Origin of the sequence: Kribbella sindirgiensis (genome assembly GCF_004331435.1) — a bacterium.
Classification (GTDB): domain Bacteria; phylum Actinomycetota; class Actinomycetes; order Propionibacteriales; family Kribbellaceae; genus Kribbella; species Kribbella sindirgiensis.
This window is the reverse complement of sequence record NZ_SJKA01000010.1, coordinates 243,133-269,331: the sequence shown is the minus strand read 5'-3', so window position 1 is coordinate 269,331 and position 26,199 is coordinate 243,133. Positions and strand designations below refer to the sequence as shown.

The following is a 26,199-nucleotide window of genomic DNA, read 5'->3' as shown; positions in this document are numbered from 1 at the left end:
GTCAACTCGACCACAACCGAAGTGGCGATCCTCACGATCCGATGCAACCGCCACGGCCCTTCGGTGCATCAAACCCCCAAGGGGGTAGGTCATGACAGGTGAACGTGCGGTGTACGTCCGCGGGGCGATCCAGTCGGTCGCGACCGTCGCTGTGGTTGGAGGCGTCATCGGCTGGATCGCCGGCTGGCAGTACGGGCACGCTCTGGTCACCGCCGGGCTCGCCGGGTTCCTGGCCACACTGTTGCGCGGGCAGATGCGCAGGTCGTGGTACCTCGGAGTGGCCTACGTGCCGGGCACAGCGGCCGTGAAGAGCCTCCAGGAGGAACGCTTCGAGGACGCGGTCGCCGAACGGGCCGAGCAGGCCGGATATCTGCGAAAGCTGGCGTTCGCCGAGCCGAGCGAGACGCATCACCTACCGCCGGCCCTGATGGCGCAGTGGCGGGCGCTGACGAGCTTGGACCGGCACAGCGACGCACTGGTAGTCGCCGAGGAGGTCGTCGCCGTCGGCCGGATCGTGGACGCCGTGCGCAACGAGGGGCGGCCCGTCGTCGATCTAGCGCTCGAGCTCCTCGAGTTCAGCCTGTCCGAACTTCCTCCCGTGCGAGTCGGCGCCGAAGCGGACGAACTGCTGATGATGCGCGCCGAACGAGCCCGCTCCGCCAACCGGCAGCACGCGCAGGCGCTCGGGATCGTCGCAGACCGGCATCTGGCGCTCAATGAGTACGACGCAGCGCGGCCCCTGCTCGAGGAGCGGACGCGGGTCCGCCGGCACCTCGCGGCAGACGAGCGGCTCGTGAACGCACTGACCGCACTCGGGCACTGCCTGACCGAGCTCGGTGAACACGAGGCCGCCCGGACCGCGCACGCCGAGGCGCTCGAGATCGCGCAATCGATCGACCTGGATGACGCGTTCGCCATCGGGGCCAACCTGGCAGCCAGCCTGCGCGAGCTCCAGCGGTACGACGAAGCGGTCTCGCTCTCCCGCAGTGTGGTGACGACCCTCCGGGCGGACCACTTCTCGGAGGACCGCCATGAGACGTCCGCCGCGCGACTCACCTGGGCGCTCGATCTCCTCGGCGACGACCTGCGGGCTCTGCACCGGTTGGACGAGGCACTAGAGGCGTACGAGGAGGCACTGACGGTCCAGCGGAGTACAGGGCAGCCCGAGGACGCGCTGCCGCCGGTTATCCGCACCCTGCGCGCACTGGGCCGTGCCGATGAGGCTCACGCGCTGGAGGAAGAGCTCTCCGCGCTGCGGAAACCGTCAGGCCGGTGAGCACCAGTGGGGGCCGGTGGTCCAGCCGAGGAGGCGGCGGCCGCCTCGGGGGGTGCGGCCGGTTGTGTCGAAGCGGTGGCCCGCGGCTATGTCTATGAGGCCGGTGACGGCTGGTGCGAAGCGTGGGCCGAGGACGCCGGCCTGCTCGCGCAGCTTGGCCAGGACGGCAGTGGGGTCGGTGTAGCTGAGGAAGAAGATGCCCTGACGCCAGGCGTACGCCGTGTTCTTCAGGGCGGCGAGTGAGACCGGCTGGGTCTGGCGCTGGATCGCCCAGGTGAACGAGCGGTCCGCGAGTTCGGGGGCGACCTCGCGGAGCCAGTCGCTCAGGTCGAGCGCCTCGACGAGTACGGCGAGGTTGTGCGATGTCAGGATCTGGCTCTGCTCCAGTACGGTCCCGTTCTGAGCGACGTACCCGGGCGTCTGTGCGGTGTGCGCCTCCTGCGCGCGGTGGCGGCACAGGTCCGCGAAGTCGTCGGACGTCAGTTTGCGCCAGCGGATCCGCGAACGCTGCTCCGCGGCCGGCCAGGCGGCGGGCAGGTCGTAGTAGCGCGCGTACAGCGTCCCGGACAGCACCCGGCTCGCGACCGACGCCGCCTCCCGCCACTTCGCGGTGAACGTGCCCATGAAGATGTCGGCAGCGACCTCCTCGACGAGGGGCAGTCCGAGACCGGCCTGGCTGACCAGCGCGCGGAACTCGCGGACGAGCGGGTTCGGCAGGATCGTCTGCGGGAACGCGCCGAGCGCGACCGCGGCGGTCTCCCGCAGCGTCTGCGCGGCGGCGCGCGTCGCCTTCTGCGAGCGGTCGCGGTACGGCGCAACCGCGGAGATCCACGGGAGCTCGTCGAACCGCACCTGGTGTTCGAGGTTCTGCAGCAGCAGACTGCGCCGCCGGCGGAAGGCCGCGTACGTCTGCGCGTACACCGAGGCGAGTGCCGGGTCCGCGATATTCGCCGCCAGCAACTGTGACGTGACCTGAGGCAGAACCTCCGCGAGCACCTCACCCGAGCCGATGACGCCGCGGTCCACCAGCTCCCCTATCGGCGCCTCGAGCGCCCGGGCGGCCTTCGCCAGCAGGTGCGGCGGCATCGCCACGCCGGCGGCCGCCGGAAGCTCCGCGCCGTCGACGTCCCCAGCGATCGGGTCGAGCGCGGGCAGTCCTCCGTCCCGCGGGAAGCGGTCCAGCCGCGTACTCAGCACGTGCGCCAACGTCGCGTACGTCGGGCGCGCCGCCACCCCGTACTGCGCCGTACGCAAGACCGCGCGGGTCTCGGACCCAGGCGCGCCGTGGGCGCTGACCGTGTTGGCCAGCGCGCGCCGGATCCACCCGACCTCACGGCCGGTCAGAGCCGAGCTGTCCACGGGACAGCGCTCCAGCGCCGACTGCAGCCGGGCGAAGTTGCTCTTCGGCTGCCGTGCGTGGTGCAGCTCGGCCGCGGTGGCGTAGTCGTCCAGCCACTGGCGACGCCGCTCCACCCAGTCGTCCGGCCACACCCGGCACGGCCAGCCACCGCTCACCCTGCCTGAAACCAGCTCCGGGAGGTCACCGTCGACCGTGTCGCACCACAGCGCGACCAGCCGGTCGTAGAGCGGGTTCCAGACCTTGAGGGTCTCCTGCATCGCGGCGATCTGCGGCGGCACCTTCGCCTGCCGCAACTGCGCACGGACCTGATCCACCGACTGCCGCCGTACCACTGCGCCGACCGGAGCCGACGACGGACCGAACGTCGGAGTGAGACGGAGCCGGTGCATCAACGGGCGCAGCTCGGCCACCAGGTCGAGCGCCGCGGCGAAGTGCCCGTGTTCGAGCAGCCAGGCAACCACCAGCAGCGCCGACTCCTCCGGTAGGTCGACGCGGCAACGCCCGGTGCGCATGGCCTGCCCGAGCTCCGCGAGCCCTTCGTCACCGAGGTACCAGAGATTGACTCGCTCCCGGTCCGTCTCCCCCGGCGCGTTCTCCGGCAGCCGGGCGAGCTCGTCGGCGCTCGGGGGCGACTCCGCGACGTAGCGGCCGGTCGCGAACCCTCCGGTCACCACCTCGAGCGTGACCCACACCGGCGTGTCGGCGACCGGCGTTCGCGACCCGATCGTCAGCCGGCCGGACGCCATCCCCTCGAGAACGTTGCGCCAGGCATCGACGCGGACCGCGGCGCGCCGGCGTACCGCTGGATCGTCCGCCACCAGCGCCCGTTCGAGCGCGTGCTGGAGCCGGCCCGTCGCGTACATCCGGAACCCCCGTTCTCTGGATGGAACAGCGCTTCGACATGGAGGCAGGACTCGAACCTGCGCCCTCCCGGTGAAGAGCCGGGCGATCTACCCCTGATCTACTCCATGCAGTGCGTTACAGGCTAGCTGCACAGCATCTGCTCCCGTGGGAGCTGATGCGGTCAGGCGATTGCCGAGATGTCACCGTCATCGAAGTAGATCGCCTGATGAAGGCGGCCGCCGAGCGCCGCCGCATAGCGGAGCAGAACCTCTTGCCCTGAGATCTTGCCTTGCTCGATCTGGGAAACCCTGCCCTTGGTGACACCCATGCGCTCGGCAACCTGAACTTGAGTCAGACCACGAGCGCGACGGATCTCCGCCAAACGGTGGCCTTGGACCTCCGCCAGGAGTTCCTGCTTGCCTGCCGCGACGCTCTCCTCGCCGCCGGCCCGCGCGACCTCCTGATCGCGGATGTCCCGCCACCTCACGTATCCGCTCATCGATCGCCCTCCTCTTCAGCCTGTCGTTCCTTCACATAGATCTCGTAACGGTGCTCGGCGAGCGGGATCGCCTCGTCGTACCACGCCTTCCATCGGCCCGCCTTGTCCCCGGCGACCAAGAGGATGCTCGATCGCCACGGGTCGAACGCGAACAAGATCCGCACCGTTCCCGGCCTCAGCTCCTTGAGGTTCGGCAAGCGCGATCCCGTGATCGTGTCAACAAGCGGCCGCCCGAGCCCAGGTCCCACCTCAGCCAGCGCATCGATCGCCTGCACGATTCACCGATGCGTAGCGTCGTCCAGTCCGTCGATCCACACCCGCACCTCGTCGACGATGTAGACATCCCACTCCTGCATCGCCATGCCGGGAGTATAGCAAATAGTAAACCTGCTGGCTTGGCGTCAGGCGCCGTACGGGGTTCTGGTGAGGATGAAGGTGGCGACATTCAGGTGGGTGATGGTTTCGCCGTTGCGGATCACGTGGAGTTTCTCGCCGGCCAGGTAGCCGTCGCGGCCCTGGTAGAGGTCGGGGCCAAGGGGTGACAGACGGGTCGTGAGACCCCCGGAGAGCTGCAGAATTCCCGCGCGGACGGAGATCGTCAGCGGCGTGTTGCCCCAGTACCAGTGGCCGAGCAGGTCGGCGCCCTGGGCCAGCGGCGGCTCCGGCACCCACTCCTGCGTGATCGGCGGCTCGTACCGGGCCAGAACGCGGACCAGGTCAGGAGCCAGCGAGGCAACCCGGCCGTACGTCGCGTTGCCCAGCGTCACCGCGCCGACCCGGCGGACCCGGTCGACGAACAGCCCGGCCAGGAACCCCGGCATCGAACCGGTATGACCGATCAGCAGGTGCGGATCGTCCGCGATCAGCCGCAGACCGAGCCCGTACGACGCGTTCAGCCCCTCGCCCGGATCCGACGCCACCGGCGCCGCCATCTCGTCGACCGAGTCCCGGCTCAGCACCTCCTGCACCGGGTCGATCCAGAACGCCGCGTACCGCGCCAGGTCCTCGATCGTGCTCCACAGCTGCCCCGCCGGCGACATCGCGCCCGAGTCGTGCGTCGGCTCCGGGTCCAGCTGCCCGCTGAACGGGTGCACCGAGAAACCGTCGGCGGCCGGGGCGGCCGGGAAGTACGTCGTACGCCGCATCTCGAGCGGGTCCAGGATCCGGGCCTGGACGAGCTCCATCCACGGCTGGTCCCGCAGCCGCGCGACGATCTCGCCGAGCAGGCCGTACCCGAGGTTCGAGTAGTGGTGCCGCCGGTCCGCCGGGCCGGCCGCCTGCGCGTCGTTCATCGCCGCGGTCAGCTCGTCGAACGTGACGCCCGGATTCCGTTCCCACCAAGGGCCTTCGGGCTCCGCGTTCATCCCGCCGCTGTGCGCGAGCAGGTGCCGAACGGTCAGGTCCCCGAACGCGATCCCCGGCAGGTGCTTGCCGATGGCATCGTTCAGTGACAGCAGCCCGTCGTCGCGGCACTGCATGATCAGGATCGCCGTCATCGTCTTCGTGATCGACCCGATCCGGTACTGCACATCGGACCCCGGCAACGCCCCGCCGGCCGTCGCGAACCGCCCTCGCGCCCCGGTCCACACCAGCTCCCCGTCCCGCAGCACCCCGGCATTCACCGACGGCAACTTCCACTCCCCCTGCGCTGTCGCGATCTCGGCGAACAGAGCAGCGGCGGTGTCCGGGCGTACGTCAGTCAACTGAGGCTCCAGGCAGGTCGGGGACGGACCAGTATGCCTGCTTACTCGAAGGCCTCCGGTGCAGGGCAGGAGCAGATCAGGTTGCGGTCGCCGTACGCGCCGTCGATGCGGCGGACCGGCGGCCAGTACTTCGAGGCGCGGTCGACCGAGCGCGGGAACGCGGCCTCCTCGCGGGTGTACGCGTGCTCCCACTTGTCGTTGATCACCGACTCCGCGGTGTGCGGCGCGTTCACCAGCGGGTTGTCGGCGGCCGGCCACTCGCCCGCGGCGACCCGGTCGATCTCGTGCCGGATCGCGATCATCGCGTCGCAGAAGCGGTCGAGTTCACCCAGGTCCTCGGACTCGGTCGGCTCGACCATCAGCGTGCCGGCGACCGGGAACGACATGGTCGGCGCGTGGAAGCCGTAGTCGATCAGCCGCTTCGCGACGTCGTCGACGCTGATCCCGGTCTCCTTGGTCATCGGCCGCAGGTCCAGGATGCACTCGTGCGCGACCAGGCCGTTCTCGCCGGTGTAGAGCACCGGGAAGGCGTCCTCGAGCCGCTTCGCCACGTAGTTCGCGGTCAGCACGGCGGCCTTCGTCGCCGCGGTCAGCCCCTCGGCGCCCATCATCCGGATGTAGGCCCACGAGATCGCCAGCACGCCCGCCGAGCCGAACGGCGCGGCGCTGATCGGGCCGACACCGGACTCCGGACCGGCCTGGTCGAGCAGCGGGTGGTTCGGCAGGTACGGCGCCAGGTGCGCGGCGACCGCCACCGGGCCGACACCCGGACCACCGCCGCCGTGCGGGATGCAGAACGTCTTGTGCAGGTTCAGGTGGCTGACGTCGCCGCCGAACTCGCCCGGCTGCGCGAGCCCGAGCAGAGCGTTCAGGTTCGCGCCGTCGACGTACACCTGACCGCCGTGGTCGTGGACGATCTGGCAGACCTCGCGGACGCTCTCCTCGTACACACCGTGCGTGGACGGGTACGTGATCATGATCGCCGCGAGCTTCGCCGCGTGCTCGGAAGCCTTCGCCCGCAGGTCGTCCAGGTCGATCGTGCCGTCGTCGTTGCCCTTGACAACCACGACCTTCATCCCGGCCATCACCGCGGACGCGGCGTTCGTGCCGTGCGCCGACGCCGGGATCAGGCAGACGTTGCGGTCCGCGGAGCCCTGCGCGCGGTGGTACCCGCGGATCGCGAGCAGACCGGCGAGCTCACCCTGGGAGCCCGCGTTCGGCTGGATCGAGACCTTCGCGTACCCGGTGACCTCGGCCAGCCAGCGCTCCAGCTGACCGATCAGCTTCACGTAACCGGCCGCGTCCTCGATCGGCGCGAACGGGTGCACGTCGGCGAACTCCGGCCAGGTGACCGGCTCCATCTCGGTGGTCGCGTTCAGCTTCATCGTGCAGGACCCGAGCGGGATCATCCCGCGGTCCAGCGCGTAGTCCATGTCGGACAGCTTGCGCAGGTACCGCAGCATCGCCGTCTCGGACCGGTGCGTGTTGAACACCGGGTGCGTCAGGTACTCGGTGGTCCGCGGTACGGCGACCCCGGCCGCCGCAAGTGTGTCGTCGTACTGGACGCCGAAGGACTGGCAGACCCGGGTCAGCGTCGCGACGTCGGTCTTCTCGTCGCAGGAGATGCCGACGTGGTCCGCGTCGACGAGCCGCAACCAGATCCCGTTCTGCCGGGCGGCGTCCACCACGTCGGCGGCGCGGCCCGGGACGCGGGCGAGGACGGTGTCGAAGAAGTCGTCGTGCACGACCTCGACCCCACCCGCACGCAGCGACGCGGCCAGTTTGCCCGCGTAGTTGTGCACCCGCTCGGCGATCGCACGAAGGCCGTCCGGACCGTGGTAGACGGCGTACATCGACGCGACGACCGCGAGCAGGACCTGCGCCGTACAGATGTTCGACGTCGCCTTCTCGCGACGGATGTGCTGCTCGCGCGTCTGCAGCGCCAGCCGGTACGCCGGGGCGCCGTCCGCGTCGACCGAGACACCGACGAGGCGACCGGGCAACGACCGCTCCAGGCCGGAACGGACCGACATGAAGCCGGCGTGCGGGCCGCCGTAGAACAGCGGTACGCCGAAGCGCTGCGAGGAACCGATGACGATGTCGGCGCCCGCCTCCCCCGGCGCCTCGAGCACCGTCAGCGCGAGCAGATCGGAGGCGACGGCAACCAGCGTGTCGCGCCCGTGCGCCGCCTCGATCAGGGGCTTCAGGTCGCGGACGACGCCGTTGGACCCCGGGTACTGGACGAGAAGGCCGAAGAAGTCGCCCTCGGGCAGACCGTCGGTGGTGTCCGCGACGACGACCTCGATCCCGAGCGCCTCGGCGCGGGTCTGCACGACCGCGATCGTCTGCGCGAAGGTGTCGGCGTCGACCAGGAAGCGGTCGGACTTGTTCTTCTTGTTCGACCGGTGCGCCAGCGTCATCGCCTCAGCGGCCGCGGTGCCCTCGTCGAGCAGCGACGCGTTCGCCGTCGGCAGGCCGGTCAGGTCGGAGACCACGGTCTGGAAGTTCAGCAGCGCCTCGAGCCGGCCCTGGGAAATCTCCGGCTGGTACGGCGTGTACGCGGTGTACCAGGCCGGGTTCTCGACCAGGCGGCGGACGATCACCGACGGGGTGAACGTGCCGTAGTACCCCTGGCCGATCATCGAGGTCGCGACGGTGTTGCGGGCCGCGAGCTGACGGAGCTCGGTCAGCGCGTCGACCTCGGAGGCCGGCTCGGGCAGCCGCAGCGCCTCGGCGGACCGGATCGACGCCGGGACCGCGTCGTCGACCAGCGCGTCGACGTCGTCGTACCCGAGAAGCTGGACCATCCGGGCGATCTCGTCCGGGCGCGGACCGATGTGCCGGTCGGCGAAGGTCGCCGAAAGCTGAGGGGTGTCGTTCACTAGAGGCTCCGATGCTGACTGTCGCTGCCGGTGGCCTCCCCCTCTGTCACGCGCGCTGCGCTCCAGAGTCGCCTGCGACACTCGGTCCATGGGCCTGAGAGGTTCCGGGGAGGAATTGCCCCTTCGGCGCCCGATGACACGGGTCTCTCCCGAGTGCTGTGAACGGCTGAACCGAGGCTACCAGGAAACTCGGAACAGTTCGGACGGTGTCAGTCGGTGTCAGCCGGTCATCCGGGCGCGGCGGCGGGCGGCGAGTTCGTCGCCGGTGTGGCCGTCGGAGTCGCCTTCGTCGTGGCCGTCCGCGCGCTCGGTCGGCAGCTCGGACAGTGAACCCTCGACCTCGCGCCAGACACCGCCGAGCGCGATCCCGAACACACCCTGGCCGCCGGCCAGCAGGTCGATGACCTCGTCGGGCGACGTGCACATGTAGACCGACGCGCCGTCGCTCATCAGCGTGATCTGGGTCAGGTCGTCGAAACCGCGCTTGCTGAGGTGCGCGATCGCGGTCCGGATCTGCTGCAGCGAGATCCCGGCGTCGAGCAGCCGCTTGATCACTTTCAGCAACAGAACGTCACGGAAGCCGTACAACCGTTGCGTCCCCGAGCCGGTCGCCGGGCGGACGGACGGGGAGACCAGGCCGGTCCGGGCCCAGTAGTCGAGCTGCCGGTACGTGATCCCGGCCGCGGCGCAGGCCGTCGGACCCCGGAACCCGACGTCCTCCGGCATCGGCCGCAGGTCGTCGTCGAACAGCAGACCCTGAACGCCGGCGGTGGCAGTAGCGGCTGCCACAGCCTCTGCGTGCGCGTCGGACGTCGACTGCGCCGTCAGATCCGTGTCCCCGGTGCGTGTCACGCCTGAGCCTCCCTGGATACCGACTGGAACGAGCCATCTCCGTGGAGTGACACCACCCCACGACTTCTTCACGGTAAGCCGCCGCCCGAACCGGGTCAACGACAACCGCATCGAGCCGAGAGCGTGTCGCGACCGTCGTACGAATCGTTACCTAGGGTCTCTAGGCTGTTCAGCTCTTGTCGAAGTCCTCCGGGGTGACCTGGTCGAGGAACTCCCGGAACCGCTCGACCTCCTCTTCCTCCTGTACTTCGTCGGCGCCGTTCGTCTCACTCTCCGGGACCGGGATGCCGGCCTCGGCGAGGATCTCGTCGGCGCAGAACACCGGCGTACCGGTCCGCAGCGCGATCGCGATCGAGTCCGACGGCCGGGCCGAGATCTCGGTCTTGTCGTCGAACACCAGGATCGCCTCGAAGATGCCGTCGGTCAGGTTCACGATCCGGACCTGGCTGAGGGTGTGCCCGAGGACGCGGATGGTTTCCGCGAACAGGTCGTGGGTCAGCGGCCGGGGCGGCTCCATACCCTGCTGCGCGAAGGCGATCGCGCTCGCCTCGGCAGCACCGATCCAGATCGGCAGGTATCGCTCACCTCCGACCTCTTTCAGCAGCACGATCGGCTGACTCGAGGGCATCTCCACCCGGACTCCGACCACGTCGACTTCGCGCACACGTTCAGCCTACTCCGAGCCGAAGCCCCGGGCAGGCCCGCGGGGGTTCGCTGTGGACAGCCCTACGGACGCGGGAGGCGGGAGCGGACCAGCGCGGTGTGCAGACGGACGGTGAGGGCGGCCAGCTCACCGGTCTGTTCGGTACGGCGCGGGCCGGTGACCTGTTCGATCAGGCCGACCTCGCGGTCCGCCGCCGTACGGAACGCGCGCAGGTGCCGCGGCTCGAGGCCGTACGCCGCCAACTCGGCCGCGACCTGCGCGATCACGATCGCGTCCCCGCCGTAGTGGTTGCCGCCGGCCACGACCAGGCCGTGGTTCTCCAATTCGGCGAGCAGTTCGGGCGGTACGCCGGCAGCGGCCAGCAACTCGTCCCGGGTCAGCCGTAGCTCGGTGCTCGCGGCACCGAAGTCCTCGGCGACGGGTTGGCCCGGTGTCTGCGGCAACGAACTCGGTGCGACCGGCGGACCCGCAGCGGCCGGCTGCAGGCCGCGGTCGATCGCACCGAGGTGTTCCTTGATCACTTTCAGCGGCAGGTACTGGTCGCGTTGCGCGGTCAGCACGTACCGCAGCCGGTCGAGGTCGGCGGCGCTGAACTTGCGATAGCCGGACGCCGTCCGGGCAGGCGTCACCAGCCCCTCCGCCTCCAGGAAGCGGATCTTGGAGATCGTGACGTCGGCGAACTCGGCCTGCAGGAGCTGCAGCACCTCTCCGATGCCGCGGCCGCCAACAGGCCCCTCCTCGCTGGGCTCAGGCTTGGCCACTGGCGTAGTACACCAGCCGGTACTTGCCGATCTGGACCTCGTCCCCGTTGGTCAGCTGGACCTCGTCGATCCGGTCGCGGTTGACGTACGTGCCGTTCAGGCTGCCGACGTCGCGGACCTTCACGCCGTACGCGTCCCGGCGGAACTCGGCGTGCCGGCGCGACACCGTCACGTCGTCGAGGAAGATGTCGCTGTCCGGGTGCCGGCCGGCGGTGACCACGTCGACGTCGAGCAGGAAGCGGCTGCCCGCGTTCGGCCCGCGCTGGACGATCAGCAGAGCGGACCCGGCCGGGAGCGCGCCGACGGCGGCCGCGTCGTCCGCGGACAGCGGCTCACCGGTGCGCTCGGGCTCCGGCTCGGCGCCGATCGGGGTCAGCATCGCCGTGTCGGTGACACCCGGTGTCGGCTGCTGCGTCTGGGGCGTCGCCGGGGCTGCCGCCGGGCGGTCCGCGCCAGGCAGCATCGCTCCGCACTGCGAGCAGAACCTGCTGCCCTCGGAGTTCTCGTGCCCGCACTGGTTGCAGAACGGCATGCTGTGATCCTCCCGATCGCCGGTGGTCCGGCGACGTTTTCGATAGACCCCGTGGTAACAGTGTGACTTTCCGGAACAAACAGAGTGGACCTCAACCCTCGACCAGCGGTTGAGGTCCGTAACTTATCAGCCCTGGTTCAGCCTTGGTCGAGCTGGCCCTGGTAGGCCTCGGCGTCCATCAGCGCGGCCACCTCGGCGGTGTCCTCGACCTCGATGTCGAGCAGCCAGCCCTCGCCGTACGGGTCGCTGTTCACCAGGTCCGGCTGGTCGGCGAGCGACTCGTTGACGGCGGTCACCGTGCCGTTCACCGGCGCGTACAGGTCGCTCACGCTCTTGGTCGACTCCAGCTCGCCGCAGGCGTCGCCGGCCCGCACCACGCTGCCGACGTCCGGCAGCTGCACGTACACGATGTCACCGAGCTGGTCCTGCGCGAAGTCGGTGATGCCGACCCGCACCGGGCCTTCCTCGCCGGCCTTCAGCCACTCGTGCTCGGCCGTGTACTTCAGGTCTTCGGGGTACACCTTGTCCTCGTTTCTACTTCGTAGGGCTGGGCGCCGGGCGAGCGTAACGATGCTCCTCCGGCGCGTGCAAGGCAGTGATGGCGACGTTCTCGAGCTCGTTGACCTCGGCGGTTCCACCCACCTGCGGACCGGTCACCTCGCTGACCAGACCGCCGGGGAAGTTGGCCGCCTCGGCCAGGTTGTGGGACTCGCCGATCGCCTCGATGACGTACGGCGAGTTCACCTTCTGGCCGTCGATCCCGATCCCGGGGGCGTCGTCGACGAAGTCGGTGCTGGCCACCACCCGGACCTGTCCGTTGATCTGGATGGCCTCGGCGCCGGCGTCCCGCAGTTCCTCGATCGCGTCCAGCAGGTTGCTCGACGTCATCTTGCCCTGCGGGTCGTTCAGCGTGATCCGGACCCCCGGTCCCTGGGCGGGCAGCGTGCCGGCCAGGATGCCGAGGGTGCGGACCTGCGCCTCGGCCTGCTCGCGGGCGGTCTGCGCCTTGTCCGCGCTGGAGGACAGCGAGTTCTTCCGCTCCTCCAGGTCGGCGATCTCGCTCTCCAGCCGCCGGGTGTTCTGCCCGAGGCCGTCGAGGATCGCGATCAGGTCCTCGCGGCGGGCGTTCTGGTAGCCGTCGTCGGCCCGGTTCACCCGGACCTGCACGACCGCGACACAGGCCACCAGGGCGAGGACGACGGCGACGATCGCCTGACCGCGGGACGGCTTGAACCCGGCCCGCAACCGGCGCAGCGCCAGGTTCGGCGTCCGCGGCTTCGGCATCGGCGTCGGGGTCTGCGGCTGCGGCTGCTCCGGTTTGGCCGGCGTCACCGGCTTCTCGTCGCTCATGGTCAGGCCCGGAAGATGTGCCGGCGGATCGCGGCCATGTTGGTGAAGATGCGGATGCCGAGGACGACGACCACACCGGTGGACAGTTGCGAGCCGACGCCGAGCTGGTCGCCCAGGTACACGATCAGCGCCGCGATCAGCACGTTGGACACGAACGACACCACGAACACCTTGTCGTCGAAGATCCCGTCCAGGAACGCCCGCAGCGCCCCGAAGACCGCGTCCAGCGCGGCCACCACCGCGATCGGCAGGTACGGCTGCGCCCAGTCCGGTACGTCGGGCGCCACCAGCAGACCGACGACGACACCGATCACCAGCCCGAGTACGGCGATCATCTCGTTCTCACCTTCGCGTAGCGCAACGCGATGGTCGCATCGGCCGGCACCAGCAAGGAGTCCTCCGTCGTGATCGTCATCCGGACATCGAAGTTGCTCACCAGGTACTGCACCCACTGCCCGCCCGAGCTCTGCGCGAACCGGGCCGGCATGGTCGCGGTGTCCCCGATCGCGAGCACCGTGTACGGCGGGGTCAGCGAACTGTAGTCAACGGTGATCGCACTGCCCGCGCCGCGGATCGCGGTCAGTGACGTGATCCGGTGACCGTTCACCGAGATCGCCTCCGCGCCGGACGTCCACAGGCCGTTGACCAGCTGTTGCAGGTCCACGTCGAGCAGCCGGCCTTCCTTCGCGTCGGCGTCCTTGGCGTCGTCGATCACCGCTTTGAGCCCGGGGCCGGTGGCCGCGATCGCTCCGGTCTGCAACTCCAGGTCGTCGAGTTTCTGCTGCAGCGCGGCGCCCGTACTGTCGTTGCTCAGTCCGCTCGCCTGCAACCGGCGTACCTCGTCGGCGAGCCGGGACTGGTTGTTGCGCAGCTCGGTCAGCCGGTTGTCGGCCTGGTCGATGCGCGTGATCAGCTCCTTGCGCTGCTTCTCCGCCTCCGGTGCGCTGCGGTAGTTCTGCGCGGCGGCGACCGCGAGCAGGAAGCCGAGGACCGCGGCGGCCACCACCAGCATCACCCGGTGCCGGGACCGGGTCTGCTTGCCGGCGGAGCCGGTCCGGGCGGCGACGGCGTACCCCTCGTCGATGGGGTGCGCCATCAGGTTGTTCAGCAGCGACATCGACGCGTCGACGCGCCGAGGAGGTGTTTGCTGAGTCGGTTGCTCGGGAGCTTGCTGGGTCACCCGGCCGAGTCCTTGATCGGTTTGACCGTCTGGATCAGGTGCCGCAGCTGGGCGAAGTACAGCGCGCCGGCCCAGTAGTACAGACCGGTCCCCCAGATCGCGAACGCCCAGCCGAACACCCGGGCGAGCAGGTTGAGGGTGCTGTCGCCGTCGCCGAGCAGGAGCAGCGGGAACGCGTACAGCAGGCAGAACGTCGCGGACTTGCCGAGGAAGTGCACGGGCAGCGCGTTGAACCCGCGGCGGTGCAGCGCGGGCAGCGTGAAGGTGAGCAGCAGGTCGCGCAGCGGCAGCGCGATCGCCAGCCACCAGGGGATGATGTCGCGCAGCGCCAGGCCGATGACGGTCGCGAAGATGTACAGCCGGTCGGCGACCGGGTCGAGCATCTGACCCAGGCGACTGGTCTGGTTCATCCGCCGGGCGATCTGGCCGTCGGCCCAGTCGGTGAACCCGGACACCGCCAGCACGAGCAGCGCCCAGCCGTCTTCCTTGGGTCCGAGGACCAGCCACAGGAACAGCGGCACCCCCAGCAACCTCAGGAAGCTGAGTGCGTTCGGGATCGTCCACACCCGGTCGGACACTTCCAAGTCCGGCACGCGACCCCTCCCTCTCTCCACCCTGGATTCCCGTCCGTAACTGTACTGGGGCGGCCCGACAGGTTTACGCCCGGCGTCCCGGGGCAGGCCCCGACTTTCCCCTGATACCAGAACGCGCCCGCTCGCCGGCCGCTACGCCTGCTGCGAACCGGTGACCCGATCGAGACCCCCCGGTGATGCTTACCCTGTGCAGATGAGGTTCCTGGTACTGATCTACGGCAACCCGGAGTCCCGTGCGGTCTGGGACTCGATGACGGACGAGCAGAAGAAGGAAGGCATGGCGGGGTACGCCGCGCTGCACGAAGCCCTCGCCGTCCAGAACGAGCTGATTGCGTCCGAATCGCTCGACGCCCCGGAGCTGACCAAACAGGTCCTGGTCCGCGACGGCAAGCCGATGACGACGGACGGTCCGTTCGCCGAGGTGAAGGAGCAGTTGGCCGGCTTCTACCTGCTGGACTGCGACTCGATGGACCGCGCGGTGGAGATCGTCGCGCAGATCCCGGAGGCGCCGTTCAGCGTCGTGGAAGTGCGTCCCGTCCGTGACCTCAGCGCGTTCAGCTGATGCTCGAGGAGCTGCTCCGGGAGCAGGCGCCGCAGGTGCTCGGCGCGCTGGTCCGGCGGTACGGCGACTTCGACGCGTGCGAGGACGCCGTACAAGAGGCTCTGCTGGCCGCGTCGCTGCAGTGGCCTGGTGAGGGTGTTCCGGCCAACCCGCGGAGCTGGCTGATCACGGTCGCTTCGCGGCGGCGGATCGAAGTACTGCGGAACGAGGCGGCCCGGACCCGGCGCGAGGAGACCGTCGCGTCGTGGAGTCCCCCGGAGCCCGTGTCGTCGGAAGACGACTCGCTGACGCTCCTGATGCTGTGCTGCCATCCGGCGCTGACGCCGCAGTCCCAGGTGGCGCTCACGCTGCGCGCCGTCGGCGGGTTGACGACCGGTGAGATCGCCCGCGCGTTTCTGGTGCCGGAGGCAACGATCGGGCAGCGGATCAGCCGGGCGAAGGCGAAGCTCCAGGGCGCGCGGTTCGCGATGCCCCCGGCGGCCGAGCAGCCCGAGCGGCTGGCCGCCGTACTGCATGTGCTCTATCTCGTCTTCAACGAGGGCTACACGGCCTCGTCCGGTACGTCGCTGCACCGGGTCGAGCTGAGTGCGGAAGCGATCCGGCTGACGCGCCAGCTGCAGGCTTCGCTGCCGGCCGAGGGCGAGGTGGCCGGGCTGCTCGCGCTGATGCTGCTGACCGACGCGCGCCGGCCCGCCCGGACGACCGCCGACGGCGCGCTGGTGCCGTTGCCCGAGCAGGACCGGTCGTTGTGGGACGCGGCGGCGATTGCCGAGGGCACGTCGTTGATCGAGGCAACGTTGCGGTCCGCGCCGGTCGGGCCGTACCAGCTGCAGGCGGCGATCGCCGCGGTCCACGACGCGGCGGCCGACGCCGACGAGACCGACTGGCGCGAGATCCTGATGCTGTACGAACTGCTCGAGACGACCGCACCGGGCCCGATGGTGACGCTGAACCGGATCGTCGCGGTCGCGATGGTGCACGGCCCCGCCGCCGGATTGAAGCTGCTCGACGACGTCGACCCGGCGCTGCGCGACCATCACCGGCTGGCCGCCGTCCGCGCGCATCTGCTCGAACTGTCCGGTGACGGCGCGGGTGCCCGGGACGCGTACCAGCTCGCTGCCCGGCTGACCCAGAGCACACCCGAGCAGCGCTACCTGCAGTCCCGCGCCGACGCCCTCTAGGCCGGGACGACTCCCGGTTTGCCGGCCTCCACGACCCAGCGCGCAGTGGTCGACGACGGAGCATCGGGTACGGCGACCGACGACACCGATCGCTCCTCCGTCAGCCAGCGGTCCCGGTCGACGTCCATCCGCAGCCAGCCGTGGGTGCGGCCGTTGAAGTAGCGCACCCACGGGTTGAAGGCGGCGTTGGACTGCTCGGCGATCGGCACGAACGCGGCCGGGAAGTCCGAGGTGATCGACGTCGAGACGAACTCGCTGGCCACCACCGGCGCCGACGGGTCGTCCACGGTGAGCCGCAGGTCGTTGATCCAGGTCGAATGGATGTCGCCGGCGATCACCACCGGGTTCGCGACCTTGCTCGCGGAGATCTGGGCCAGCAGCCGCCGGCGCTGCGGCGTGTATCCGTCCCACTGGTCCAGGTTGACCACCGACGCCGGCGGCGGGGTGACGAACCGGGTCGGCGCCATCATCACCTGCTGCCCCAGCACGTTCCACCGGCTGCGCGATGTCCGCAGACCGTCCAGCAGCCACGCCTCCTGCACCGGACCGGTCAGCGTGCCCGTCACGTTCGTGTCGCCGAGTACCTGCGACCCGAAGTCGGACGGCAGACCTCCGGTCGGCACACCGCCACCGGGCTGATCAGTGCGGTACTGCCGGGTGTCGAGCACGTTCAGCCGCAGCAGTGTGCCGAAGTCGAAGCGGCGGTAGATCCGCAGGTCGGACCATCCACTCCGGTTGGTCGCCCGTACCGGGGTGTGCTCGTACCAGGCCTGGTACGCCGCGGCGCGTTGGAGCTTGAACTGCTCGGGGGTCTGGTGCCACGGCGGGTCGTCCTGCTCGTCGACGAGACCCGCGTAGTTGTTCTCGGTCTCGTGGTCGTCCCACGTCGAGATGAAGGGCAGTGCGGCATGAGCCGCCTGCAACGCCAGGTCGGACTTGTACAGCGCGTGCCGGTTCCGGTAGTCGGCAAGCGTGATCAGCTGATCGGCGCCCTGGGCGGTCCCGGACGACGGGTTGTGCTGCCGTACGGCGTTCTGCTGCGGGTCGTACTCGTAGATGTAGTCGCCGACGTGCAGCACCAGATCGAGATCGGCCGCGGCGATGTCCCGGTACGCCCCGAAGTACCCGTTCTGCCAGTCCTGGCAGTTGGCGACGGCGAACCGCAGCCGCGCGGCGGCGCTTCCGGGAGCCGGCGCCGTACGGGTGTGTCCGATCGGGCTGATGAATCTGCCGGTACGGAATCTGTAGAAGTAGTCACGCCCCGGCCGCAGCCCCGCGGCGTCCACGTGGATCGAGTGGGCCAGGTTCGGGCGCGCTGTCGCCGATCCGGCCCGGACGACGTGCCGGAAGCGCTCGTCGGTCGCAATCTGCCAGCCGACCTGTACGGCGTGATCGCCGAGCAGATCGCCCTGCAGATCGCCCAGCAGGCGAGTCCACAGGATCACGCGGTCCGGCAGCGGATCGCCGCTGGCGACACCGAGACCGAACGGGTCGCCGCGCAGCGGGTTCGCGTGCGCCCGCCGTACGTCGACGACTCCACCCAGCGCGACTGCCGCACCCGCGGCACCCAGCAACGTCCGCCGCCCTACCATCTGTTCGCTCATCCTTGCCCCTCCCACGATGGCTGTCCGGTCACGAACCTTTGCCGCATCGTCGGACTTGGTCAACAGCAGGTGAGCGTCGAGTAGCTGAACGCTAGGCAGCGAGTGGTCTGCCCCAGCTGAGTTCGGCCTGGATCGTCAGCTCGAGCAGGCCGTCCTTCGCGTACGGCCGTACTGCTTCCTCGACGATCGTGTCGAAGTCCGCGGCCTCCTCGGATGTCATCAGGTCGCGTGCCAGGCTCGACGTCGAGTGGAACTGTTCGACGTAGTCCGCGACCTTCTGGTGGTAGGTGACGGGCGCGGTCCGCGCCGTACCTGTTTGATCCAGCAGTCCGCGGTCCCGGATCGCGTCGACGACGTTGTAGTTCGTGTCGTGGTTCTTCTTGCGTGAGTGCTTCTTGATCGCCTGGACGACGCCGTCCCACCAGGGCATGTCCACCGGGCCGTGCTCGATCACGACGAGCTGGGCGCTCGGGGTCAGGTGCGGGACGATCCGCGCGAACGTCTCCTCCCACGGCATCCAGTGGATGCTGGCGCCGGCCGTCACCAGCGCGTACGGGCCGTCGAGGTCGGCGCTCTCGATCGGGTTGACCTGCCAGCTGAGGTTCGGGTGATCGCCGCCCGGGCGCCGCCGGCCCGCCGCGACCATCGGCTCCGAGAAGTCGATCGCGTCGACGTGCTCGACCCGCGGCGCGAGCGGTCGCGCGAGCGCCCCTTCCCCGGCGCCGATATCGAGTACCCGCCGCGGCTCGTCGACGATCAGCTCCAGGAGCCGATCGAACACCTCGTCCGGGTACGGCGGCCGATGCTGATAGGCCTCCGCCACCGCCGGCTGCTGGAACGTCACCGCGAGTTCAGTCATGTGTCGGAGCGTAGACCGGGCCTGCGGCCCGCTCACCGAATTCTGCTGCCGGCCGACGGACCGGTCGTAACCTGCGCGTCTCGTGCGGTCATGCGGCTGAAACACATGCTTCTTACCTTGAGGATCCACGTCAGCCGCGCGAGGGGGTGGGCCCTCATGTACGAGCACGTCGACCCGTTCATCGGGACCGGCGCCACCGACCTGCCCACGCCCAAGGGCCTGGCCGCGACCTGGTGGTGGCCCAAACCGCAGGTCGGCAACACCCACCCGGGCGCCCTGCATCCGTTCGGGATGGTGTCGGCCTGCCCGTACTCCGGGGCCTACCCGACCGGCTACGGGTTGTACGACTTCAACACCGAGGGCGTGCCCAACCTGTTGTACGACCGCCCGGTCGCCTCCGGCTTCACCCATTTCCAGCAGTCCGGTACCGGCGCGATCCGCAAGTACTACAACTACTTCCGGGTCACGCCGATGCTCGGCCCGCTCGACGACCTGGGCACCACGTGGGACCTGCTGGACGAGGTGGCGGAGCCCGGCTACTACGCGGCGACGCTGAGCTCGGGGGTGCGCTGTGAGGTGACGGTCGGCCCCAAGTCGGCCGTCCACCGCTACACCTTCCCGGCGCATGACGCCGCCCGGATCGTCATCGACGCCTCGACCGGCGGCCTGGCCATCCCGCACAGCCAGACGGTGCCGCTGAAGGCGCATCTGGCGATGCTGGAGCCGGGCGTGGCGCAGGGAGAGATCCACGTCGAGGGGGTGCCGCTGGCCGTGCACATGGAGGTCGACGCTCCCGGCTGGCGGCAGCTGCTGTGGTACGACCGGCGCCTGATGCCCGGCGGCACCCGCCTCGACTTCGACTACATCCGGCCGACCACACTGCGGCCGTTCGGACTGATGTTCATGGGCCCCTCGCGCGCCGAGCAGACCGTCGAGGTGCGGCTGGGATTCTCCCTGCGCGGATGTGAGACGGCCCGCGACAACCTGCACACGGACGTCGGCCGCGAGCAGATCACCTTCGCCGGGCGGCGCGACCGTACGGCGGCCACCTGGCGCGACCACCTCGGCAAGATCGCGATCAACGCCGAGTCCGGTGACCAGGCGACGGTCTTCGGCACGGCCCTGTACCACTCGCTGGTCAAGCCGTGCTTCGCCCCGGACGAGAGCCCGTCGTGGACGACCGACGGCCCGTACGCGTTCGACATCTGCACCATGTGGGACATCTACCGCACTCAGCTGCCGCTGATGACCACACTGTTCCCGCAGCGTTCGGTCGCGCTGGCCGGCGCGATGCTGTCGATCTGCGAGCAGGAGGGCAACCTGCCGATCGGCTACCGGATGGCCAAGGGCGCCGACCGGTTCTCCCGGCAGGGCAGCGCGCTCGCGCACACCTTCCTGGCCGACCTGTGCCAGCTGGATCTGCCCGGTATCGACTGGGACTGGGCCATGGTGCACCTGGAGATGGACCTCCGCCGGACGTACGGCGAGGACTACCTGGTGCACGGTGTGGCGCATCCGATCAGCCACACCCTGGACCTGGCGTACGCGTACCACTGCACGTCGGCGATCGCGGCCAAGGTGCGCGACCGGCCGCTGGCCCAGCAGATGCGCGACCTCGCCCAAGGCTGGAGGGCGGCGTACGACCCGAACACGGGCCTGCTGCGCGACTCGACGTTCTACGAGGGCGGCCGGTGGAACTACTCGTTCCGGCTGCTGCACGACATGCGCGCCCGGATCGCGCTCGCCGGCGGCGACGAGGCGTTCGTCGGGCTGCTCGACCGGTTCTTCGGGTACGACGCCGTACCGGTCACCCAGCCGGGTGTGGCACCGAGTGTGGCCGAGATGGACGCCGGGTACGACCTGTGCCGGTTCGAAGGGCTGAACAACGAACCGGACTACGAGGCGCCGTGGTCGTACCACTACGCGGGACGGCCGGACCGGACCGCCGAGGTGGTGCATGCCGCGATCGCCAACCAGTTCGGCACCGGCCGGGGCGGGCTGCCCGGTAACGACGACTCCGGCGGGCTGTCCGCGTGGTACGTGTGGGCGACGCTCGGACTGTTCCCGGTGGCTGGGCAGAACCTGTTCCTGGTGAGCGCGCCGGCCGTGGCGGAGTCCACGATCCGGCTGCCGGAGAGCGAACTGTCCATCACCACAAGGGGATTCGAGCCGGTCGAGGCCGGCGGACCGGTCTCCTACGTCCAATCCATCGCGGTCGACGGCAAGACCCTCGAGCGTCCCTGGATCTCCGGCCGGGAACTGCGGCGCGTCCGCGCCCTGCACATCGAGTTCGGCCCACAGCCCTCTGCCTGGGGCACCCGGATCAGGCCGCCGTCCACATCCGATCCCACTGGAGGTGAACCATGAGCATCGCCGACTCCGCACCCACCCGCCGCCTGGTCCTTGTCGTCCGCGCCGACCCGGTGATCTGCGGTCACTCCGGTGAGGCACGCTGCCTGGCAGAGGTAGCACTCACTCGCGGGTTCGACGACGTACGGATCGTGACCTGGCCGCTGGACGCGCTGGAGGCGGCCGGGTTGCCGATGAAACCGCTCGATCGCGTGCTGCCGTACAGCCCTGGTATCACCGTGGAGCGGCCCGATCCCGTCGGCGACTACCGGGTTCCGGATGGGCGCTACCTGTCGGGGCTGATCGGGCGGCTGGTCGAGCTGTTCAGCGACGGGGTGCCGACGGTGGCGATGTCGCTGTACCTGAGCCCGCACGCCATCGCCGTACAGGAGGCCGTCCAGGTGGCGCGCCAACTCGGGCCTGCACGGATCACCACGGTGGCCGAGGCAGTCGGCTCCGACATCACCAACGTGGTGCGCGACTGTGTGAACACCGGCCGGTTCGGGGCGGCCGCGCACATCCTGTCGGTCTACCTGGCGGCCGACCACTGCGTGGCGGTGTCGGAGTACACCAGGGACCTGATCGTGGCCTCGGCGGCGACCCTCGACGGCATGGCCGGTACGACGTTCGCGCAGCGGTGCCGGGAGCGGATCGCCATCTCCTACCCGGCGGTCGACTCCTGGCCGTACCTGTCGCTCACCGATGACAGGATCGCCGAAACGCTTGCCCGGCGCGGCCTCGCGCGGGACGGGTACGTGTTGTTCCTGTCCCGGATCGCCTCCGCGAAGGGCGTCGACGACCTGATCGACGCGTACGCCGGATCGCGGTCGGCCTCGCGGGTCGAGTTGGTGCTCGCTGGGCGCGGCCCGCAGGAAGACGAGGTGGTGGCGCGGGTTGCGGCCGCCGGTCTGGGCGAGCGGGTGCGGGTGCTGACCGATGTGGACGACGCGGAGAAGCCGGCGCTGATGGCCGGGAGCGCGGCGTTCGTGCTGCCGACCCGCGAGCAGCCGGAGTTCGTGGAGACGTTCGGGATCGCGCTGGTCGAGAAGGCGCTCGCCGGTGGCGGGCCGATCATCACCTGCGCGACCGGCGGCGTACCCGAGGCGGTCGGTGACACGGCCCTGCTGGTACCGCAGCGAGACCCGGCCACGCTGCGGACCGTGCTGGACGAGGTCGTGTGCGACTGGACCCGCGAGCAGCGGGCAGAGGCCGAGCAGCGCGCGCGGGCGCACGCGTTGCAGTTCGATCGGGTCGCGGTGTTCGACCGCCTGTTCGCGCTGGCCGAACCGCCTGCCATTCAACTCGCCTGACGGCTTACTCCCAGACGGTCGCCTGCTGCTCGAAGTACGTCGGGTCGCTGTGGACCGGGATGACGCAGAGCAGGTGACCGCCCGGAGCGCGGAGCGTGTGGCAGCCTTGCCAGCTGGCGATCTCGACCGCGCCGATCCCGGTCAGGCGCGCGACCTCCGCGGGGACGTCGTCGGTTTCGATGTCCAGGTGGTAGCGGGGCTCGTCGTCGACGGACTGGATCGCGGTCACGTACCCGGGCACGGCGTCATGCAGGCTCACGAACTGCGGCTCCCCCTCCGGCGAGGAAGTCCGGACACCGAGCGCGGCAGACCAGAACGCCGTGGCGTCGTCCACCTCGTCCCGCCGGACGTCGATCAGAAACGTGGACACCCGACTCCGATGCATGCCGACCAACTTAGTCATAGGTCGCTTGGGCCTGCCAGGTGGTTTGGTGGAGGGTGAAGAGCCAGGCTCGGGTGTCGGTGGTCTGGAACTGGAAGCGGGCCTGGCGGGACTCGGTGCTGGGGTCCCACCAGCGTTCCGTGGTGAGCCAGGGGCCGGCCCAGGCGGTGATCGGGTGGATCTTGTTGCTGTCGGCAAGTTGAAGGCCGGTGGGGGTGGCGGACAGCTCGCCGCGGGCACTGACCGACACCTGGGTGCCGTCGGCGGCGAACACCTTCGCGGGGATCGGCTCCGGGAAGACCGTGGTCGGCGCCAGTGCCGGCCAGCGCTTCGGGTCCGCGCCGGTGATCGCGCCGGGCCACGGCTGGTCCGGTGGGCGGGCCGGCACCGGCGGATCGCCCCACGGGACCAGCGTCTGCCGCTCCGCGAAGCCGCGACCGCCGCCGATCACCACCGACACCACCGCGCCGTGACCGAGCATGCTCTGCACCCGCGACAACGCCCGGTGGATCCGCTCGTCGGGGCCGCCGCCCCACAACCCGTCGACATGCGCGCCGACCGGATCCGCCTGGTCCGGGATCAGCCGGATCCGGACGACCGGTGACGTCAGCTCGCTGGTCGCCGTACCGCTCCCCTGCAGTTGCCAGCGCACCCGGTCCACCACGTCCGCCGCGGTGAACCAGCGCGGGTGCAGCCACTCCCGCTCGTGGATCCGCCCGGACTCGGTGCCGACCTCGACCCGCAGCGTCGTACACACCAGTCCGAGCTCGGTCAGCCGGGCGATCAGTTCGTCGGCGATCGCCCGGACCGCGAACGCGACCTGGTCGACCCGGTCCACGGGCGGCTCGAAGTCGAGCGTCCGGGTGAGCTCCGGCGGGATCTCCCGGCCGGTCACCGGGCGATCGTCGGACCCCCGGGCGAGCCGATGGGCGAAGGCGCCGTCCGGGCCGAACCGGGTCAGCACCTCGGTCCGGGGCAACTGCGCGAACGCCCCCAGCGACCGCAACCCCAGCCGGCGCAGCAGATCGGTGAGCGCCGGCTGCTCGAGGACGTCGACCGACAGCGGCGCGAGGAACTCCGGTGAACCGTCCGGCGGCACCACGTGCACCCGGGTCCGCGCGGAACTCACCCGGGCCGCCTGCTCCGCGGCGAACGGGCCGTCGGCGATCCCGATCCGGCTGCCGTGCACGTCGAACGTCTCGAGCCGGTCGAGCAGCTTCTCCGCGGCCGCCTCCTCAGTGCCGTAGAACCGCGCCGGGCCGCGTGCCTTCAACGCGCACATCCCCGGACGGATCACCTGCACCCCCGGCGTGATCGCCTCCAGGCACGAGATCACCGGGTCGAACGCCCGCGCGTCGATCACCGGGTCGTACTTCAGCACGACCAGCTCCGGGCACCGCGACTGCGCGTCCCGGGCCCGCTGCCCGCGCCGCACCCCTTCGGCGCGTGCGGTGGCGGAGGTGGCGAGCACCTTCCCCTTCTCCAGGACGGCGATCGGCTCGTCCGGTGATCGCCCGGTCGCCACCGCGGCCGCGGCCACCGGCCAGTCCGGCACCCAGATCACCATCGTCCGGGTCAGCCCGCCGCCCATCAGCCCACCGCCTCGATCTGCTCGGCCCACTCCCGCGACCGGTCTTCAGCGGTCCCGGTGGAGCGGATCTCTCCGTCGGCGGCAGGCAGCCAGAGCTCGTGACGAGCACGTACGGCGGCGCGCCGGCCGGTCACCGCGACGGTCGCGCGGCGGGCGGCGAGCAGGCCTTCGCCGTCGCCGAGACCGGTCCAGGTGTTGCTCTCGATCTCGAACCGGGCCTCGCTGCCGGGCCAGGACCCATACGCGATCAGCATCGCGCCGCGGGTCCGGAGCCGCGCGGCCAGCCGGGACGCCTCGCCCGGTGTCACCTCGCCGGGCGGGCGGACGACCACCACGGTCAGCGCGTCGACCAGCGCGGCGACGACGCTCAGCCACTCCGGTCCCGGATCCGGAACGAGCACGAGACGCTCCAGGTCCACCCCGAGCCCGCGCGCCGCCTCGGCCCCGAACGACGGCACGCCGACCACGCCGCACCAGGCCCCTTCCGCGGACGGCCCGGCCATCAGCGCCATCACCAGCGCGGCACTCCCGCGCACCGAGTACACCGAACCGCCGCGCAGGCTGGCTCCCGCCAGCAACTCACCCACCGCCGGATGCGTCGGCAGCTCCCGATCCACCCCCGCCGTGTCCAAAGCCTGCTGCACCCGGGCCACCGAGGGCACCCGGGTCGTCCTCGCCTCAGGCCCCGGATCGGCTTCGGCGGCGCCCTTCTGCGCCTTCGCCCTGGCGAGGAGCAGGCGCGCGTGATCGAGCGCCGTGACCCGACCTCCCACTGCCTCGCTCCCCGTCATGACTCCATGTTCGAACACCTGTTCGAACAAGTCAATCCGGTCGTCCACAGGCCCAGGGCTGGCTAGAGTCCGGGGCATGCGACGCGTCGATCACCCTCGGTTCACCACCGCCTTGCGGCAGGTCGAGGACAGTATCGACGCCGCCTGGGACAGTTTCTGCGCGGAGTTCGGAGGAGATACCGCGCAAGCGCACGAGCTGGCCGAGGTCGTGCTGCAGGACACCTCCGAGTTCGACTGGCGGGTCGTGGACGGCGCGCTGAACCAGCTGAGCTGCCCGGACTGCGGTGCCACCCTCGGCGCCGGCGACTCCGGGTGCCCGAGCTGCGACAAGGCGAACGGCTTCCGGTTCGCGGCGCAGGAGACCGACCGACCCGGCGTACCTCCCGGCAACGAGCACGCGATCCGCGTGTCCTCGGCAGTGGCCCGCACCCGCCACCGCTACTCGCCCCGCGCCCGGGCCGGCTACGAGCTCTTCCTTCCCGACCTGCTCGACGGCGCCTTGCCCACCACCGCACAGGCACAACGCGCCAAACACCTCATCAACCAGCTCACCGACGACGAACTGGAGCGCCTCATCACCCCGGCAGACATAGGGTGAGTGCCATGCCAAGAACTATTGCCACCAACACCAAGGTCGAGCTGGACGGGTTGCTGGAGTTTGTGCGGCCGCGTCATCACATGCTGCTGATGACGACCCGGGCCGACGGGACAGTGCAGGCGTCGCCGGTGTCGGGTGGGGTGGACACCGAGGGACGGATCGTCATCTCGTCGTACCCGGAGCGGGCGAAGAGCACGAATGTGAAGCGCGCCGGCAAGGCCAGCGTGGTCGTGCTGTCGGACAAGTGGAACGGCGCATGGGTACAGGTAGACGGCAGCGGTGAAGTGATCGAGCTGCCGGACGCAGTGGAGGCGCTGGTCGACTACTACCGCTCCATCTCCGGTGAGCACCCGGACTGGGACGAGTACCGCGAGGCGATGGTGAAGCAGGGCAAGTGCCTCATCCGCATCACCCCGGAGCGCTGGAGCCCGATCGCCACCGGCGGCTTCCCGGCGCACCTAGCTGACTGATGGCTGA

Annotated in this window: 26 protein-coding genes, 1 tRNA gene and 1 riboswitch; of the genes, 7 read left to right on the top strand and 20 right to left on the bottom strand. The window is 70.1% G+C overall.

Going from position 1 to position 26,199, the window contains the following annotated elements; genetic code table 11:
* Positions 1–91 precede the first annotated feature (91 nt).
* Positions 92–1,276 (top strand): tetratricopeptide repeat protein, encoded by a 1,185-nt coding sequence (locus E0H50_RS27510; RefSeq protein WP_131293410.1) that lies wholly within the window; start codon positions 92–94, stop codon positions 1,274–1,276.
* On the opposite strand, the gene E0H50_RS27505 is transcribed toward E0H50_RS27510, so the two are convergent.
* From E0H50_RS27505 to clsA, 15 genes are all read right to left on the bottom strand, one after another.
* Entirely contained in the window at positions 1,265–3,499 is a 2,235-nt protein-coding gene (locus E0H50_RS27505) for a hypothetical protein (RefSeq protein WP_131293409.1), read from the bottom strand. The two genes, E0H50_RS27510 and E0H50_RS27505, sit on opposite strands and share 12 nt — an antisense overlap.
* A gap of 36 nt (positions 3,500–3,535) precedes the next feature.
* Positions 3,536–3,607: transfer RNA gene (locus E0H50_RS27500), tRNA-Lys, on the bottom strand.
* A gap of 53 nt (positions 3,608–3,660) precedes the next feature.
* The gene (locus E0H50_RS27495; RefSeq protein WP_131293408.1) at positions 3,661–3,978 is read right to left on the bottom strand and encodes a helix-turn-helix domain-containing protein; all 318 of its coding nucleotides are present in this window, start codon (positions 3,976–3,978) and stop codon (positions 3,661–3,663) included.
* Positions 3,975–4,253, bottom strand: a complete 279-nt coding sequence (locus E0H50_RS27490) for a type II toxin-antitoxin system RelE/ParE family toxin (protein ID WP_238151250.1) — start codon at positions 4,251–4,253, stop codon at positions 3,975–3,977. Before E0H50_RS27490 ends, E0H50_RS27495 begins: the two co-directional genes overlap by 4 nt.
* Positions 4,254–4,379: 126 nt before the next feature.
* Positions 4,380–5,681, bottom strand: a complete 1,302-nt coding sequence (locus E0H50_RS27485) for a serine hydrolase domain-containing protein (protein ID WP_131293407.1) — start codon at positions 5,679–5,681, stop codon at positions 4,380–4,382.
* 41 nt (positions 5,682–5,722) lie between these two features.
* Positions 5,723–8,563 (bottom strand): aminomethyl-transferring glycine dehydrogenase, encoded by a 2,841-nt coding sequence (gene gcvP, locus E0H50_RS27480; protein WP_131293406.1) that lies wholly within the window; start codon positions 8,561–8,563, stop codon positions 5,723–5,725.
* A 72-nt stretch (positions 8,564–8,635) separates the two neighbouring features.
* Positions 8,636–8,725: riboswitch (glycine riboswitch) on the bottom strand.
* Between the two features lie 57 nt (positions 8,726–8,782).
* On the bottom strand, positions 8,783–9,289 hold the full coding sequence (locus E0H50_RS27475) for a MerR family transcriptional regulator (RefSeq protein ID WP_238151262.1): 507 nt from the start codon (positions 9,287–9,289) through the stop codon (positions 8,783–8,785).
* A 295-nt stretch (positions 9,290–9,584) separates the two neighbouring features.
* Positions 9,585–10,079, bottom strand: a complete 495-nt coding sequence (locus tag E0H50_RS27470; RefSeq protein ID WP_131293404.1) for a bifunctional nuclease family protein — start codon at positions 10,077–10,079, stop codon at positions 9,585–9,587.
* Positions 10,080–10,141: 62 nt separating this feature from the next.
* Positions 10,142–10,840: a transcriptional regulator FtsR gene (ftsR, locus tag E0H50_RS27465; RefSeq protein ID WP_131293403.1), complete on the bottom strand. Its 699-nt coding sequence runs from the start codon at positions 10,838–10,840 to the stop codon at positions 10,142–10,144.
* Positions 10,827–11,372 (bottom strand): FHA domain-containing protein, encoded by a 546-nt coding sequence (locus E0H50_RS27460; protein ID WP_131293402.1) that lies wholly within the window; start codon positions 11,370–11,372, stop codon positions 10,827–10,829. Before E0H50_RS27460 ends, ftsR begins: the two co-directional genes overlap by 14 nt.
* Positions 11,373–11,509: 137 nt before the next feature.
* Positions 11,510–11,893, bottom strand: coding sequence for a glycine cleavage system protein GcvH (gcvH, locus tag E0H50_RS27455; protein WP_131293401.1), 384 nt, complete (start codon positions 11,891–11,893; stop codon positions 11,510–11,512).
* A 13-nt stretch (positions 11,894–11,906) separates the two neighbouring features.
* Positions 11,907–12,722, bottom strand: coding sequence for a DUF881 domain-containing protein (locus E0H50_RS27450; protein WP_238151249.1), 816 nt, complete (start codon positions 12,720–12,722; stop codon positions 11,907–11,909).
* A 2-nt stretch (positions 12,723–12,724) separates the two neighbouring features.
* On the bottom strand, positions 12,725–13,057 hold the full coding sequence (locus tag E0H50_RS27445) for a small basic family protein (RefSeq protein ID WP_130379362.1): 333 nt from the start codon (positions 13,055–13,057) through the stop codon (positions 12,725–12,727).
* Entirely contained in the window at positions 13,054–13,902 is an 849-nt protein-coding gene (locus E0H50_RS27440) for a DUF881 domain-containing protein (protein WP_238151248.1), read from the bottom strand. Before E0H50_RS27440 ends, E0H50_RS27445 begins: the two co-directional genes overlap by 4 nt.
* Entirely contained in the window at positions 13,899–14,495 is a 597-nt protein-coding gene (gene clsA / locus E0H50_RS27435) for a cardiolipin synthase ClsA (RefSeq protein ID WP_131293400.1), read from the bottom strand. The genes E0H50_RS27440 and clsA overlap by 4 nt, the downstream gene beginning before the upstream one ends.
* A gap of 193 nt (positions 14,496–14,688) precedes the next feature.
* Between clsA and E0H50_RS27430 the strand changes: the two genes are divergently transcribed.
* Both E0H50_RS27430 and E0H50_RS27425 read left to right on the top strand, forming a co-directional pair.
* On the top strand, positions 14,689–15,057 hold the full coding sequence (locus E0H50_RS27430) for a YciI family protein (protein WP_131293399.1): 369 nt from the start codon (positions 14,689–14,691) through the stop codon (positions 15,055–15,057).
* Positions 15,057–16,238: an RNA polymerase sigma factor gene (locus tag E0H50_RS27425; protein ID WP_131293398.1), complete on the top strand. Its 1,182-nt coding sequence runs from the start codon at positions 15,057–15,059 to the stop codon at positions 16,236–16,238. The genes E0H50_RS27430 and E0H50_RS27425 overlap by 1 nt, the downstream gene beginning before the upstream one ends.
* Here E0H50_RS27425 and E0H50_RS27420 read toward each other — a convergent pair.
* Positions 16,235–17,842 (bottom strand): alkaline phosphatase D family protein, encoded by a 1,608-nt coding sequence (locus tag E0H50_RS27420; RefSeq protein ID WP_131293397.1) that lies wholly within the window; start codon positions 17,840–17,842, stop codon positions 16,235–16,237. The two genes, E0H50_RS27425 and E0H50_RS27420, sit on opposite strands and share 4 nt — an antisense overlap.
* Before the next feature lie 91 nt (positions 17,843–17,933).
* Positions 17,934–18,701, bottom strand: coding sequence for a class I SAM-dependent methyltransferase (locus E0H50_RS27415; RefSeq protein ID WP_131293396.1), 768 nt, complete (start codon positions 18,699–18,701; stop codon positions 17,934–17,936).
* 156 nt (positions 18,702–18,857) lie between these two features.
* On the opposite strand from E0H50_RS27415, the gene E0H50_RS27410 reads away from it, so the two are divergent.
* Positions 18,858–21,068, top strand: a complete 2,211-nt coding sequence (locus E0H50_RS27410) for a glycoside hydrolase domain-containing protein (protein ID WP_131293395.1) — start codon at positions 18,858–18,860, stop codon at positions 21,066–21,068.
* A complete protein-coding gene (locus tag E0H50_RS27405) occupies positions 21,065–22,360 on the top strand; it encodes a glycosyltransferase (protein WP_131293394.1) in 1,296 nt (431 codons plus the stop codon). Before E0H50_RS27410 ends, E0H50_RS27405 begins: the two co-directional genes overlap by 4 nt.
* 4 nt (positions 22,361–22,364) lie before the next feature.
* On the opposite strand, the gene E0H50_RS27400 is transcribed toward E0H50_RS27405, so the two are convergent.
* The 3 genes from E0H50_RS27400 to E0H50_RS27390 are packed head-to-tail and all read right to left on the bottom strand — an operon-like array spanning position 22,365 to position 25,124.
* Positions 22,365–22,745, bottom strand: coding sequence for a VOC family protein (locus tag E0H50_RS27400; RefSeq protein WP_131293393.1), 381 nt, complete (start codon positions 22,743–22,745; stop codon positions 22,365–22,367).
* Positions 22,746–22,755: 10 nt separating this feature from the next.
* The gene (locus tag E0H50_RS27395) at positions 22,756–24,333 is read right to left on the bottom strand and encodes a DNA polymerase Y family protein (protein WP_131293392.1); all 1,578 of its coding nucleotides are present in this window, start codon (positions 24,331–24,333) and stop codon (positions 22,756–22,758) included.
* Positions 24,333–25,124 carry a hypothetical protein gene (locus E0H50_RS27390; RefSeq protein ID WP_238151247.1) on the bottom strand — a complete coding sequence of 264 codons (792 nt, stop codon included), beginning with the start codon at positions 25,122–25,124 and terminating at the stop codon, positions 24,333–24,335. Before E0H50_RS27390 ends, E0H50_RS27395 begins: the two co-directional genes overlap by 1 nt.
* A gap of 76 nt (positions 25,125–25,200) precedes the next feature.
* Here E0H50_RS27390 and E0H50_RS27385 point away from each other — a divergent pair, with 76 nt between their 5' ends.
* On the top strand, positions 25,201–25,722 hold the full coding sequence (locus E0H50_RS27385) for a hypothetical protein (protein WP_131293391.1): 522 nt from the start codon (positions 25,201–25,203) through the stop codon (positions 25,720–25,722).
* Positions 25,723–25,727: 5 nt separating this feature from the next.
* Positions 25,728–26,192 carry a PPOX class F420-dependent oxidoreductase gene (locus tag E0H50_RS27380; protein WP_131293390.1) on the top strand — a complete coding sequence of 155 codons (465 nt, stop codon included), beginning with the start codon at positions 25,728–25,730 and terminating at the stop codon, positions 26,190–26,192.
* Positions 26,193–26,199 lie beyond the last annotated feature (7 nt).